This is a genomic window from Nostoc sp. DedQUE07, from assembly GCF_034530975.2.
GTDB lineage: Bacteria > Cyanobacteriota > Cyanobacteriia > Cyanobacteriales > Nostocaceae > Nostoc.
Window position 1 is genome coordinate 34,953 of record NZ_JAVRCC020000006.1, and the last position, 13,766, is coordinate 48,718.

11 protein-coding genes are annotated in these 13,766 nt (G+C 39.8%); 5 read left to right on the plus strand and 6 right to left on the minus strand.

What is annotated here, in order from left to right; genetic code table 11:
- Positions 1 to 299 precede the first annotated feature (299 nt).
- Positions 300 to 1,277 (plus strand): bestrophin family protein, encoded by a 978-nt coding sequence (locus RMZ95_RS06685; RefSeq protein WP_322673734.1) that lies wholly within the window; start codon positions 300 to 302, stop codon positions 1,275 to 1,277.
- Between the two features lie 96 nt (positions 1,278 to 1,373).
- On the opposite strand, the gene RMZ95_RS06690 is transcribed toward RMZ95_RS06685, so the two are convergent.
- The 6 genes from RMZ95_RS06690 to RMZ95_RS06715 form a co-directional block, all read right to left on the minus strand.
- Positions 1,374 to 1,994 carry a hypothetical protein gene (locus tag RMZ95_RS06690; protein ID WP_322685094.1) on the minus strand — a complete coding sequence of 207 codons (621 nt, stop codon included), beginning with the start codon at positions 1,992 to 1,994 and terminating at the stop codon, positions 1,374 to 1,376.
- Positions 1,995 to 2,023: 29 nt separating this feature from the next.
- Positions 2,024 to 3,388 carry a tRNA (N6-isopentenyl adenosine(37)-C2)-methylthiotransferase MiaB gene (miaB, locus tag RMZ95_RS06695; protein ID WP_322685093.1) on the minus strand — a complete coding sequence of 455 codons (1,365 nt, stop codon included), beginning with the start codon at positions 3,386 to 3,388 and terminating at the stop codon, positions 2,024 to 2,026.
- A 137-nt stretch (positions 3,389 to 3,525) separates the two neighbouring features.
- Positions 3,526 to 4,089, minus strand: coding sequence for a retropepsin-like aspartic protease (locus tag RMZ95_RS06700; protein WP_322685092.1), 564 nt, complete (start codon positions 4,087 to 4,089; stop codon positions 3,526 to 3,528).
- 325 nt (positions 4,090 to 4,414) lie between these two features.
- Positions 4,415 to 5,188 (minus strand): nucleoside phosphorylase, encoded by a 774-nt coding sequence (locus tag RMZ95_RS06705; RefSeq protein ID WP_322685091.1) that lies wholly within the window; start codon positions 5,186 to 5,188, stop codon positions 4,415 to 4,417.
- A gap of 108 nt (positions 5,189 to 5,296) precedes the next feature.
- Complete coding sequence (locus RMZ95_RS06710; RefSeq protein WP_322685090.1) at positions 5,297 to 6,424, minus strand: SAM-dependent methyltransferase; 1,128 nt, start codon at positions 6,422 to 6,424, stop codon at positions 5,297 to 5,299.
- A gap of 359 nt (positions 6,425 to 6,783) precedes the next feature.
- Positions 6,784 to 7,383 (minus strand): macro domain-containing protein, encoded by a 600-nt coding sequence (locus RMZ95_RS06715; protein ID WP_322685089.1) that lies wholly within the window; start codon positions 7,381 to 7,383, stop codon positions 6,784 to 6,786.
- Positions 7,384 to 7,694: 311 nt separating this feature from the next.
- Here RMZ95_RS06715 and fusA point away from each other — a divergent pair, with 311 nt between their 5' ends.
- The 4 genes from fusA (at position 7,695) to RMZ95_RS06735 (ending at position 13,754) form a co-directional block, all read left to right on the plus strand.
- The gene (fusA, locus tag RMZ95_RS06720; protein ID WP_322685088.1) at positions 7,695 to 9,698 is read left to right on the plus strand and encodes an elongation factor G; all 2,004 of its coding nucleotides are present in this window, start codon (positions 7,695 to 7,697) and stop codon (positions 9,696 to 9,698) included.
- A gap of 817 nt (positions 9,699 to 10,515) precedes the next feature.
- Positions 10,516 to 11,586 (plus strand): acyltransferase family protein, encoded by a 1,071-nt coding sequence (locus RMZ95_RS06725; RefSeq protein ID WP_322685087.1) that lies wholly within the window; start codon positions 10,516 to 10,518, stop codon positions 11,584 to 11,586.
- Positions 11,587 to 12,042: 456 nt separating this feature from the next.
- Positions 12,043 to 12,924 (plus strand): GNAT family N-acetyltransferase, encoded by an 882-nt coding sequence (locus RMZ95_RS06730; RefSeq protein ID WP_322685086.1) that lies wholly within the window; start codon positions 12,043 to 12,045, stop codon positions 12,922 to 12,924.
- A 62-nt stretch (positions 12,925 to 12,986) separates the two neighbouring features.
- Positions 12,987 to 13,754 carry a Uma2 family endonuclease gene (locus RMZ95_RS06735; protein WP_322685114.1) on the plus strand — a complete coding sequence of 256 codons (768 nt, stop codon included), beginning with the start codon at positions 12,987 to 12,989 and terminating at the stop codon, positions 13,752 to 13,754.
- Positions 13,755 to 13,766: the final 12 nt, after the last annotated feature.

Here is a 13,766-nt window from a genome sequence, read left to right on the forward strand (position 1 = left end):
AATAGCTGAAAATCTTGTCTAATTATCTCATAAAGCAGCGAAATACCACAACCTTTAATCAATATAAGCAGAAAATCAGGTTTTTGGTGAAGAATTGGAAGACAGTATTGAATTTCCCTACCTAAAGATAGTTCACAGAAATAAATTTCAATGTTAGAACTACTATAATTTATGTTTATTATAGTTCCATTATGGTGACTATATGAAAACCTACATCGTGTATACATCTTCCTTAAGCAAGATATATTTAGCTAAAAAAGTTAGTTTGCTAATTGATGTAATCCTCAAACCTTAACAACATGAAACAACCTAACTATTTTCAAAATAATTCTAAAAACTCTTTAAGAGAAAAGTATCATCTTTACAAAGGCGAAAAGCTGAACTGGCTTCAAGTAACTCTTCGGCTTGAAAGGTCAATTATCTCTATTATTCTTCCTTGGGTAATTTTTTGTACTATATATGGTACTTTCATATCATTTTTAGCTCATTTAGGATTACCAATAGCATTTTCAGATTCTAGCAATATTCTTACAAATGCTGTTTTAAGCTTTAATATTGGCTTTACATTACTATTAGTCTTTCGGACGAATACAGCCCATGATAGATTTTGGGAAGGTCGTCAACTATGGGGAGCTTTAGTTAATACATCGCGTAACTTAACTCGTGGAATTGCGATAATAGTTAAAGAGAAGACACCACAAGATAAATTAGAAAAAGAAGCAATGCTTCGGTTAGTGACTGCTTTTGCAGTTGCAATGAAGTTACATCTTAGATCGGGGCCTTTAGACACTCAGTTGGCATCATTAATGTCTGAAAAACAATATTTATACCTCCAAGATAGCGATCATCCTCCACTACAAATTGCTTATTGGATAGGAGATTACTTGCAGTATCAGCATGACCGAAATTGCCTAAATGTCTATCAACTAACTACTTTACATAATTGTGTAAATGAGTTAGTAGATATTTTAGGCGGTTGCGAACGTATTTTAAAAACGCCATTGCCTTTGATATATACTATTAAATTAAGACAACTGTTATTAATTTTTTGTCTTATATTACCTTTGGAAATTGTGAGCTTTTTAAATTGGTGGACTGGGATAGTAATGGCTTTTGTCAGTTTTACATTATTAAGTATTGAACAAATTGGTTCAGAAATTGAAGAACCTTTTGGCTTTGATCCTAATGACTTACCTTTAAATACTATTTGCAATACAATTTCAAACAATGTTGAAGAATTAATCAGGCTTACTTCTAACAATGTTCGTTCTTATTAAATCCATAAATAAGTTTTATCAGTCAAGTTTTGATGAAAACGGAGAGGTTTTTCCTTTATTAAACATAGAAAATACTTGGTTGAAAAATATAATAGTTTAATAAATGCTTCGCCAAGCTTTTACCGTCCCTTTACCAATTTCGCTATCAACAGTTTGACCTCCTTCTAAAACTAGTCTGATATCTAAGTTCTCATCTGGAGCATTTTTCAAAGCAGTGGCTAATTCTGGACTGACAGCAAATGTGCCGGTTGAACCGTCTAATTGAAAAACTTTTTCTCTGACCTTGAGCAAAAGCTTATCGACTTTTTTAGTCGTGACAAATCTTAGATAGTCAGGTCTGGGATACACACGACCTGCGGTGTAGAAAGAAGACATTGCTTGACCCGAATTTACTGTTACGAGTACTCGAATGCTGGAAGGTGTCCACAAACTAATAACTTGTGTTGAACCCTCACGGTACAAATAGCCACCTAAAGAATTGCGGTCGAAAACTCCAACAAACTCCCCTTCAAAAGGGTCAACAATTCTTACGGCTTTCGACCAAGGCACATCCATATCGGGGGACAGTCCAGCCGATTTGACCATTGGCAAATCCCTTGATGCTTGCGCAAGAATAGCTATTTCTTGAACGGTGAAAGCAGCACAATGTTGAGGGGAAATTACAGCCAAGCTAGCCCCAAAAAGAAGAACTGGAATCGTTTGCGGTAACTTCATCATAAGTCAGGGGTATAATCTTCAAATGCTTCTTAGTGCAAAACAGTTTGCCTCACTTCAACTGGTTCACCAGTCAAACTAAAAGGTCGAACTTCGGTAATTTTTACCTTTACTAACTGCCCTTTGAGTTCTTTGATGTTGCCGCTAAAAAAGGTCAAACGATTACCGCCAGTGCGTCCCATCACCTGGGTTGAATCTTTAGGATTTTGGTCTTCTACTAAAACTTCTTCAATGCGTCCAAAGTAACGTTGCGATCGCTCTGCTACTTTTAAGTTTCCCAGATGATTGAGCCGTTGCAGGCGATCGCTTTTAATTTCTTCACTCAGTTGATTGTCCCACAAAGCGGCTGGTGTCCCCGGACGCGGCGAATATGCTGCTGTATTCAACATATCAAAGCCAATATCTTCCACCAGTTTCAGGGTATTTTCAAACTGTGCTTCTGTTTCCCCAGGAAAACCGACAATTACATCGGCACTAATCGAGGCATCTGGCATATACCGCCGAATGGTATCGATAATCCGGCGATATTTCTCATGGGTATAACCCCGCGCCATCGCCTTTAAAAGTTCGTTATCCCCAGATTGAAAGGGAATGTGGAAGTGTTCGCACACCTTGGGTAACTCAGCACAAGCCTGAATTAATCTTTCAGTAAAATAACGGGGGTGACTAGTAGCAAATCTTAGCCTTTCAATCCCCGGTAGATCATGGACGTAATAAAGCAAATCTGTAAAGTTGTGCAGATGCCGACCTTCTGGTGTCACTCCAGGTAAATCTCTGCCGTAAGCATCAATATTTTGACCGAGTAGAGTAATTTCTTTGTAACCTTGCCGTCCTAATTCTTCCATTTCAGCCCGGATAGCTGACGGCGTGCGAGATTGTTCGACACCGCGCACATTGGGAACTACGCAATAAGTGCAGCGTTCGTTACAGCCGTAAATCACATTCACCCAAGCGGTCACTGTACTATCTCGTCGCGGCTGGGTGATATCTTCAATAATGTGAACTGCCTCGGTTGCAACAACTTGGTTGCCTTCAAATACTGACTCCAACAAATCTTTCAGACGGTTGGCATGTTGTGGCCCCATTACCAAGTCTAATTCTGGCACTCGCCGCAACAGTGCTTCTCCTTCTTGCTGGGCAACACAACCAGCAACGATAAGAGTTAAATCAGGCTGCTCGTGTTTACGCTTTGCTTGTCTGCCAAGATAGGAATATACCTTTTGTTCAGCATTATCCCGAATTGTACAGGTATTGTAGAGAATCACATCTGCATGATTCGGATCTTCACACCACTCAAAGCCCATGTCTTCCAAAACGCCAGCCATGCGCTCTGAGTCAGCTTTATTCATCTGACAACCGAAAGTAGTAATGTGATATTGGCGTTTAGAAGTGGTCATGGGCAATTATGCTGAATCAGCGTAATGTATGTCAGGTTTATTTCTATTCTATAACGCTCTTAACCGGCTTCAGGAATGCTGAGTACCTTGGCTTAAATTTAAATACAAAAACCTCAAAAAGTTACAAGCTACAAGCATTAGCGGTGATGAAATTCAACTTCTGTTTCCAGAATTTTAATATCATAGTTGCCAAAGAAATCGTGACCTAGTAGCCCGATGCTGGCTTTTGGTGCGATCGCTACTTGAAGATTATTGGCTGTAACTCCACCTACTGCAATAGATTTTACCTTACTGGTTGAGAATTTTACTTCACTACCATCAGCAATTTGGGCTTGCATTGTACCTGTAGCCTGGAGGTTAAGTGTATTCGCCATATCTTGAGTGATAATGGTTCCACTAGCACCTGTATCTACAATCATTTCAAAGGTTTTTTTGTCGTTGAAGGTGACATCAATCACAGGAGTTCCACCAAAACGGCGTTTGATTGAGACTCGAAAAACTCTATTGTCTGAAGGTGCAGCTATGATATTGCCACAAATTCTTCCCAATCCAACGGTTTTACCAGAGGAAGTTATCATGTAACACGCTCCTGGATCGTCTGCTGTTGCCCGATGAGAGAATGCTAAAAATATCAGCGTCGGCATTAGTGCAATTGCAGCTAGATTAACGGTTGTAATCCAACGCCTCCAAGCATTCTTCATGTTATACCGCGCTCCATTTTTTTTGACTACTTTTAATATCTAAACTCATCATGGTGGCTGTAAAACATGGTGTTAAAAGAACAGCTTTTTAATATAAAAATTCAAATTATATCTATCTAAAATAGACATTTATAACAACTTTTTTAGTTTTCAATTAGCTAATTTTTTATATATGTATCTCAAAAATATGAAATCGCATCTTACTCAATACATCTTACATAGAATTACTGATTGGTAAATTAAAGATTAGGTAAAGACATGATGAAACTACTTAGAGCAGATTCAATCTGACATACTAATAAGTTGGATAAGATAAATTTGTAGCTTACTCAAAGCTTGCTGCTGCATTTACAGCAGTTGCGATCGCATTTTTAACGGCGATATCTTTTTGTTCTAGAATGATATTTTCACTATCAGTACGCGAAGCAACTACACCGCAAATAGCAGCAGCAGCAAAATTATACACACCTGCCATTTTAAATAGCGTGCCGCATTCCATCTCGTAATTCAAGATATTCAAGCGCCGATATTCTTCTGTGATGCCATGCAGCGATCGCATTAAATTTGGATTGGCTGAATCAGTGCGTTCTTGTCCTTCGTAAAAAGTATCAACTGATGCCGTAATTCCGATGTAATGTTCAATCTTTAATTCTCGCGCGGCTTTAACTAAAGCAACTGTGAGAAAAGGATCGGCTGCGGCTGGATATTCCACAGGCGCAATGTCATTTGCTGCACCTTGGCGACATAATGCTGCACTGCTAATAACAACGCTACCGACTGGTATATAAGATTGAATCGATCCGCAAGTTCCAATGCGAATAATTTGCCGGATTCCTACTTGTATCAACTCATTGACAACAATACTTAATGAAGGCGCACCCATACCACTAGTAGCTGATAAGATGCTGCGACCATTAGATAAGTATCCAACATAGCTATTGAGTCCGCGATTTTCTGACAACACGCGGACATCTTGTAAATAAGTTTGGGCAATTAGGTGCGATCGCTCTGGATCGCCAGATAATAGAGCCATATTAGGAGCCGATGAACCTAAATCATCTTGCCCAAAGCCAATGTGATAGAAACGTTTATTTGCCATTCAATGCTACTCACACACTTATTGTTGGCTCCTACAAATAAAAAGCCAAAAATTGCTCTCGATAGGTTGGGCGATCGCTAGATTATTAGGACTTATGCAATTAACTTATCATGCATGAACCAACAAGTATTGACCATTACCAAGAATTTCACCATCACAACCGTCAAAATACACAATGCACAAGAGTAAATAAAGTCTCCACATCCGGCAGAACTTGCCATAGTTCATGCCATAATTTAAATCTTTGACTTTAGCTTGGTTCTGGTCAAAATTCATCAACCAATTTATCAGAGTCTTTGAGTAGTTAGCGCCATTTAAATACCATTGATTAATAGTTTTCAGGTCTGTATTAATCTTTGGGATGACATCATAACTCCATACCCGCATGTTTGGAAAAACATATTTGTCGATAAAAGGATGGGTTATATTATAAGGTAATCTGGTTGTGATTATGTGAATTAACACCTTGCCATCATCTTTGAGGAGAGAAGCCAGTTTTTGAAATGATTTCGTTAAATTCCCTACATGTTCAAACAGGCCAATCGCCATAACTTTATCAAACTTATTCTCAAAATCAATATCATTAAAGTCCTTTTCATATAGAGTGAATCTATCTGAACTGAGGTAACTGGTAGGGTCTCGCATTTTTTTCCGCATATATTCGCATTGCCCGTGGCTCAAATTAAGAGCCGTTACTTTTACATGCGGAAACCGGGAAAGAATGTAATTTGATGCAGAACCCCAACCGCATCCCAAATCTAAGATTTCATCTCCGTCTTCGATGCCTGCTTTTGCGATCAAATCATCGAGCATCTGCATTTGAGCTTGCTCAAGGTTAGATGCTCCTTTTTCCCATAAAGCCATTGTGTATTTGGGATATAAAAGTTCTGTCTCTTTTAACATTAGACTGAACATTTCTTCGGGTAGGTTGTATTGAATCTTCATTAGTTCGTGTGACCCTTCTGCAAGGCAATCGCTTTCTTGCAACAGCCATTCATAGGGAACTAAAAGAGAAGGAAAATATTTGTAGCTGATTTGCATGGAGAGATTTAAAAGGGATTTAAGCAGAGTATCGGGGATTTTTAGCCCATTGATATAAGCCTCTGCTCCTGCCATTACGATTGCATTGAATACAGCGATCGCTGTGCGGTTAGCTTGGTAAGCAATTCGGTTTTTGTTATTCACATCTACTAAAAGAGTATGTCTTTGGATTTTGTCTGTAATGCTGGAAGTCATGTATACATTACCTTAGATTTTTAGTTATATTAAATTTATGACAAAACTAAATAATCGTCTTTTACCATTTCGGTCGACGCTAAATTCAAAACTCCCATAAAATCAAGGATTTATCACTCCCTGATTCTACTTAAAATGGTAAAATACGAGAAATAAAATTGAGAGCCAGAAAATCAATTTATGTATTAAAAATTAATATTTTTTTATGAACTTTAATAAGAACATAAAGCTCCCTTAATTAATAGTGTTTATCTTCAGGTTACAAAAATATTTGATAAATTGCATTTAAATTTTTAACACCATTGGGAACACTATATTTTCCCTGGTAATGAACTCAGACTATTATCCAAAGTCCTACTTTACCTAAAATCTCCTCCTTCCCATATCTGAAGTTGTCTTTCAGCCGCAACTATGCAATTGAGATATTTAGGTGGATAGAGAAAATGATCGTAAGCTAATGCCATCTGCCTAGCAGCTTCAGTGTATGGCACTCGTCCTATTCCCGTACCCAATCCAGGACAGGCAATGGTGTTAATTTTTTGCCTAGCGTGTTGATTATGCTGGCGAACTGCTAACAGCATCGCCCACATTGCGATATAAGGAATATCTGTCCCAGCAATAATCATGGGAACTCGCATCGTAGGGGTATGAGCCAAAAAAGGATGTTTGTGATGGCCTGTTTCCACAATCATTGATGTTCCCACAGGTTGTTCGCCCAAATAATCCTCAAGGATGCGCTGCTGGACTCTTGCCATTAACGAACGACCGAAAAAACGGATAATTGCCGCATCTATGCCACCATCCATCATTCCAAAAGAGTTAGCAGGGCTGACCATACAATCAAAATCTGGCAACCACTCGAAATAGTTATTCACTATTTCTACATTGGGTAAGTAATTAAAATGTTCTTCAAAGGCTGCACACAACAAAGAGTCGGGAGCTACCAATATCAATTTCAAGCTTTCATTTCCTCCGCTTGAATATCTATTTTAAACGTCAGCTAGGGCAAATATCAACTGTCTGACTTTTCGCGTCAGCTAGAAAGGCCCACGAAAAACCTAACCCCCAACTCGTCGCGGGAAGGGGGAAAATTCAAAGTCTCTCTCCTAAAAGGAGAGAGAAATAGAAGTGAGGTTTTTCAGATACCGTAAAAAGTCAGAACTGTTTGTCTGTATTATCAGCCTTGTCTTTTATTTATACTACATATATAATACAAAATATATCACCACTCAGTTGGTGACTGTTTGTCGCTTGAACAAAAGGAAATTTTATGATTCCCCGAACACGCATCCGAAATATTGGTATCTCTGCCCACATCGACTCTGGTAAAACTACGCTGTCAGAGCGAATTCTCTTCTACACGGGCAGAATCCACGCTATTGAGGAAGTGCGGGGAGGCGGTAAGGGTGCAACGATGGATTTTATGCCAGAGGAAAAACTACATGGTATAACCATCACTTCTGCTGCTACCACCTGCCAGTGGCACGATACGCAAATCAACCTGATTGATACACCTGGACACGTAGATTTCACAATTGAAGTGGAACGCGCCCTGCGGGTATTGGATGGGGCAGTGATGGTGCTGTGTGCTGTGGCGGGCGTGCAGTCCCAGTCCTTTACGGTGGATCGGCAAATGAAACGCTACCGTGTGCCGCGTTTGGCGTTCATCAACAAAATGGATCGGACGGGAGCAGATCCATTTCGTGTAGTACAGGGAATATGCGATCGCTTGCAACTAAATGCGGTATTACTCCAGTACCCGATTGGCAGTGAAGACCAATTCCAGGGAGTGATTGACCTGGTAGAAATGACTGCTGACTACTTTGAGGGTGAAAACGGGGAAAATCACGTCAAAAAGTCGATTCCCGAAGCTCTTAGGGATGAGGCGCAACAGGCACGCGAGAAGCTGCTAGATACTTTGTCACTGTTCTCAGAACCGATGACCGAGATGCTACTGGCGGGTGAGGAGATTCCCAAAGAATTAATTTGGCAAACCATCCGACAGGCAACCTTGAGCCTAGAATTCACGCCTGTACTGCTGGGTTCGGCATTCAAAAATAAAGGAGTGCAAAACTTATTGGATGCAGTTGCGCTCTATCTACCATCTCCCGTAGATAGAGAAGTAGTCAAAACCGCAGATTCGGTGAGTGTCTACCCTAACCCCGATGCTTCCTTGGTGGCATTGGCATTTAAACTCACTGTTGAATCCTTTGGGCAGTTGACCTATACCCGGATTTACTCTGGGACGCTCAAACCCGGCGATACCGTCTACAACTCGCGGACTGAACAGCGAGTGCAAATCGGTCGCTTGGTGAGAATGCACGCCAATAAGCGAGAAGAGGTAAAAGTTGCCGTTGCTGGGGATATTGTGGCTCTGTTGGGTGTGGATTGTGCTTCTGGTGATACATTCTGTACTGGGGAACCACTGCTATCTCTAGAGAAGATGTTTGTGCCGGAACCAGTAATTACGCTGGCAATTACGCCCAAGAAACAGGAAGATAGCGATCGCCTTTCCAAAGCACTCAATCGCTTTCAAAGGGAAGACCCCACCTTCCGGTTGAGTATTGACCCCGAATCAGGATCAACTCTGATTTCTGGGATGGGCGAACTCCACTTGGAAATCTATCTCGAACGCATTCAACGAGAATATAATGCCGAGGTTTACGTTGGTAATCCTGCCGTGGCGTACCGGGAAACCATTAGGCAACAAGCTACTTTTGACTACCGATTCAAGAAACAGTCAGGCGGCCCCGGTCAGTACGCCCATATTACTGGATGGATTGAACCCACAGATCAGCCGTTTGTCTTTGAGAATCGAGTGGCTGGGGGTGCGATTCCCAAAGAATATATCCCGGCGTGTGAGAAAGGTTTCCGTGAGGCGATGCAATCAGGAAAGCTAGAAGGCTATCCGGTAACTGGGGTGAAAGTCGTTCTGGATGGTGGTTCTTATCACCCAATTGACTCTTCAGAATTGGCTTTCCGATCAGCATCTCATCAAGCAATTGAAGGTGCGATCGCCAATGCAAAACCCTACATCCTGGAACCCATCATGCTTGTTGAGGTGGAAACACCCAACGAGTTTATGGGAAGGGTTCAGGGTGACTTATCCTCCCGTCGAGGTTTGTTGTTGGGTTCCGAGACAATGCAGGGATACACGGTGATTCGGGCAGAAGTAGCGCTGGCGCGAATGTTTGGGTATTCTACAGAATTGCGATCGCTCACTTCTGGCATGGCTACTTTTTCAATGGAGTTTGCCTGCTATCGGCAGTCCTGAACCAACATTAGCAATTAGTATCTCCAGCTTGTCCGATCAAAAAGACAAGCTGGAGCTTAATTAAATCATTTAATCAGAGAAAGCCGTAGGGCCCAGCAGTAAATACCGTTCGGTTAAGGAATTTCTTTGTTGAAGCAGGCTGTTCTTGAGCAAGGGAAGAAAAGAAGCTGTTCTTGAGAGAAGAATTACTGAACAATGACCCTCTTTTCTCCCCTGCCTCTCATCTACCCCTGCTTCCCCTGCTCACCTCAACGCAGAAATTCCTTAACAAAACGGTATTGCCCCAACTGGGGAGAGCATCAACAACGCCGTTGCTCCCAGGTCTAATTATTCAGTCACGTCTTTATCATCAGTTTTTAGCGCCTTAAGAGGGTGTTTGAAAAGTTTTGAGGGGTCAAATTTTATGCTAATCGCTTCACCACTATCCTGCATAATCTTCTTGTGCGGTCGGGTCTTAATGCTTAATTTTATAGACTTAAATTTCTGCCAATAGAGAGATGTTTATTTAATACTAAATACTTCTTTATTAGGTCTCTTTGCAATAAAGGGATTTTTGCAATTGTATATAAATTTGTACTTCGCTAAGTCCTCAGTAATTTGTCATAATCTAAATAAGTATATCCAAGGGAAGAAATAATCTTAGTACAGATTTTTAGCAATTGATTTTTATCATAAATACTGCTAGCCTTATGATTCACAACTTATAACAATTTTGTGCAGATTAATTAGAAAATAATATATATGAGACAAAATTTATTGTTTTATAAAAAAGTCTATGGTATTAGCCTTAATTTTGTAGTATAAAAAAATAATTAAAATGGTAAAATTAGAAATAGTTGAGCGTATAGTAAAAGAAAGAATTGAATGGATTGATTGTTGGAAAGGTCTTGCCATAATTACAGTTGTTGTAGGACATATAGTCAACCCGATATCGAAATATATTTACTGGTTTCATATGCCGCTTTTTTTCTTTATCAGTGGATATCTCTATAAAGAAAAAACTGACTACTATACTTTTTTTAAGAAAAAAATATTTCATCTTCTAGTACCCTATTTTTCATTTCTTTTTTTATTTACTCTACTTCAGTATTTACCATTGATAATTGACAGTTGGCAGCAAAAAAAATTATTGCCGATAGATCAAATTATCATATATACATTGATGATAATTTGGAAACAATTATATGGTGGGGCAAATCTGGTGCTTTGGTTTGGTGTATTTTGGTTTGTAACTTGTTTATTTCTTACGCAGCAGGTATATAACCCGATCTATATAAAGTTTGGCTCTAATAATTTGCTGATGATAAAAATTATTATTGGCTGTTATTGTTTAGCAATGATTAATTATTACTTCCTTAAAACTTTTATTTTTCCTTGGAATATTAATGTAGTTGCAATGGCACTTCCATTTTATTGGTTAGGACACATGGCAGCTAAATCATTATTAATTAATTCGAGGACATTAATCTTAGTAATAATAATATTTCTGTCTGCATTTTTATTAGATCATGGGTCTTTGCTATATTTCAATTTTAATATGAAAAATACTACTTATGGTGTATTAATTTTTAATGTAATTATAGCTTTGTCTGGTATTATTATTACACAGCAATTGGCGATATTACTTCATAATAAATCTTACATAGGAAATGCCCTACGCGAACTTGGTAGTGCTTCTATGCTCATTATGTATTTGCATCAACCAATACAAATAACTATTAAAAATTACCCAATATTCGCATCTCCAGGAATTAGGGTAATAGGTGCATTATTGATTTCATATATTATCTACAAACTTATCATCAATTATTCAATTATGCGTAAGCTTTTCTTGGGTGATTTTTCAACTTATGCAGTAGTGGAAACTATCAAGAACTCAAAAGTATAAATTTGCACCCAATACTTTTCGGTTGTGGACACCGCCAGCACTGCGGTGTAAAGGCTATGCCAAAAGTGTGGTAGTAGGTTCATTGTTATAGTTGGGGACTGGGGACTGGGGACTGGGTGAAAAGTCTTTTTGTGTTTAGGTTCGATCGTCTGTTGATGTCCTAACACTACTGGGGACGGCTATAAATGCGCGATCGCTCTTAGTAAAACGTGCCATCCTATTTACAGGTGCTAATAACCAAGCAGCCCAAGCAGTTTATCAACAAATTGGCTTTTTGCCTACTGGCGAGAAGTATGGCTTAGTCTTATTTGAAGAGACTCAGAATTGAGAAATATTGAGTTAAACGTTGGAGGCGCAACACCTTACGCCCTGGCGATCCATTTATATTTTAGCTATTTCTGGATTTGCTGGAATTGATTTTGTAGTCTCTACTGAATTGATTGTAATACTTGAAGTATGAGCCAGTATCGTTTCAAACAGTCATTTTCTGCCGATCCCAGCTTAAGCGATAAGCTTTTTGACTTGATGGAAGTCACATTTCCCGGACTCAGCAGTTTAGCAGAATGTGCAAGAAAACTAGGTGCATCCTGGGAAACAGCTTCAACTCCCTTTATTCGCTTTCATGATGATATAGCTATTACCCATGTGGGAGTGTTAGAAATTCCCATGCAAATTATGGGACAAAGGCTCACTGTCGGAGGAGTTCATGGAGTAGCTACCCGTGCAGAATTTCGCCGGAGAGGGTATTACCGGGAAGTGATGCAGGAAGTGCTAGGGTATTGCGATCGCGATCGCTTTTATGAAACCCTGGTACTGACGACACCACAACCAGAGTTGTACTTACCTTTTGGCTTTCGTGTTGTCGAAGAACACATCTTCAAAATTAAGTGTAACTCCACAGGTGGCACTGATAGCTTCAGAATACTGGATTTTACAAATACTAAAGATTACACATTGCTACACAGACTTTTGGAAACACGCATTCCTGTCTCTAATATAGTTGGCGTAGTCAACGAAAAACCTGTGTTCTGTGTCAATGAAGGAAGTCGTCCCTTATATTATGCAGAAGATTTAGATTTAATCGCCTGTATGGAGATAGAAGATAACCGACTTCATCTTTTCGATTTAGTGACAACGCAGATATGTTCTTTGAAGAATATTCTTAGTAAGATACCTCAACCCATTGAAGAAGTAGTGATTTACTTTAGTCCAGAACTTCTGGATGTTAAAGATGTGCAAGCATTCACCCATACATTTGATGAAACCGTGCTGATGGTTCGTGGTAAATTTGCAGCAGAAGGCGAGAAATTTATGCTGCCGCGTTCTGCAAGGTGTTGAGTTACTCAAAAACAATTAAATCATAATAGAACTGAGAGTTTCATCATCAGGATTGCTTTATGATGTATCAAACTGACCCGCCGCGATCGCCAAAAGATGTATTGCCAACCATGTACGATCTTCCTAGTGAAGACCCAGAGGAGCCTGGTTTGCCCGATCAGTTTCATTTATTGCAACCTCGTCTGTTAGACGAAACCTTTCGTCCACCAAATTATCCAAGCGACGAGATATTTGTTGCTAGCGATCTGAATCTTTATTACGATCCGCGCCGTCCACTATGGTATAAGCGACCAGATTGGTTTGCCGTTTTAGGTGTTTCCCGCCTCTATGAACAACGAGATTTACGTTTAAGTTATGTCCTTTGGCAAGAGGGAGTTCAGCCTTTTATTGTGGTTGAATTGCTGTCTCCAGGTACTGAAAAGGAAGACTTAGGGCAAACATTGCGGGATATCAAGCAACCACCAGCAAAGTGGGAAGTATATGAGCAGATTTTGCGTGTGCCTTATTATATAGTATTCGATCGCTACAAATATGAGTTAAGGGTATTTAAGTTAGACGGTGGTCGTTATGCTGAAATCGCACTGTCAGAGTCGCGCTTCTGGATACCAGAACTAGAATTAGGCTTGGGTGTTTGGCAGGGACGTTATCAAGATGTAGAACAGCCTTGGTTACGGTGGTATGATTGGACAGGCTGCTGGGTATTGACTTCTACAGAACAAGAAAGTCAACGGGCTGAACAGCAAAGTCAACGGGCTGAACAAGAAAGACAACGGGCTGAACGGTTGATTGCACAATTGCGATCGCTAGGTGTTGAACCCGATTTAGATTAGCTTTTTGCCTGT

Excerpts from the sequence above, each read along its gene's own strand:
- RMZ95_RS06725 (WP_322685087.1), top strand. The coding sequence starts at position 10,516 with ATGGTAAAATTAGAAATAGTTGAGCGTATAGTAAAAGAAAGAATTGAA.
- miaB (WP_322685093.1), bottom strand. The coding sequence starts at position 3,388 with ATGACCACTTCTAAACGCCAATATCACATTACTACTTTCGGTTGTCAG.
- RMZ95_RS06700 (WP_322685092.1), bottom strand. The coding sequence starts at position 4,089 with ATGAAGAATGCTTGGAGGCGTTGGATTACAACCGTTAATCTAGCTGCA.
- RMZ95_RS06735 (WP_322685114.1), top strand. The coding sequence starts at position 12,987 with ATGTATCAAACTGACCCGCCGCGATCGCCAAAAGATGTATTGCCAACC.
- fusA (WP_322685088.1), top strand. The coding sequence starts at position 7,695 with ATGATTCCCCGAACACGCATCCGAAATATTGGTATCTCTGCCCACATC.
- RMZ95_RS06705 (WP_322685091.1), bottom strand. The coding sequence starts at position 5,188 with ATGGCAAATAAACGTTTCTATCACATTGGCTTTGGGCAAGATGATTTA.
- RMZ95_RS06685 (WP_322673734.1), top strand. The coding sequence starts at position 300 with ATGAAACAACCTAACTATTTTCAAAATAATTCTAAAAACTCTTTAAGA.
- RMZ95_RS06690 (WP_322685094.1), bottom strand. The coding sequence starts at position 1,994 with ATGATGAAGTTACCGCAAACGATTCCAGTTCTTCTTTTTGGGGCTAGC.
- RMZ95_RS06710 (WP_322685090.1), bottom strand. The coding sequence starts at position 6,424 with ATGACTTCCAGCATTACAGACAAAATCCAAAGACATACTCTTTTAGTA.
- RMZ95_RS06730 (WP_322685086.1), top strand. The coding sequence starts at position 12,043 with ATGAGCCAGTATCGTTTCAAACAGTCATTTTCTGCCGATCCCAGCTTA.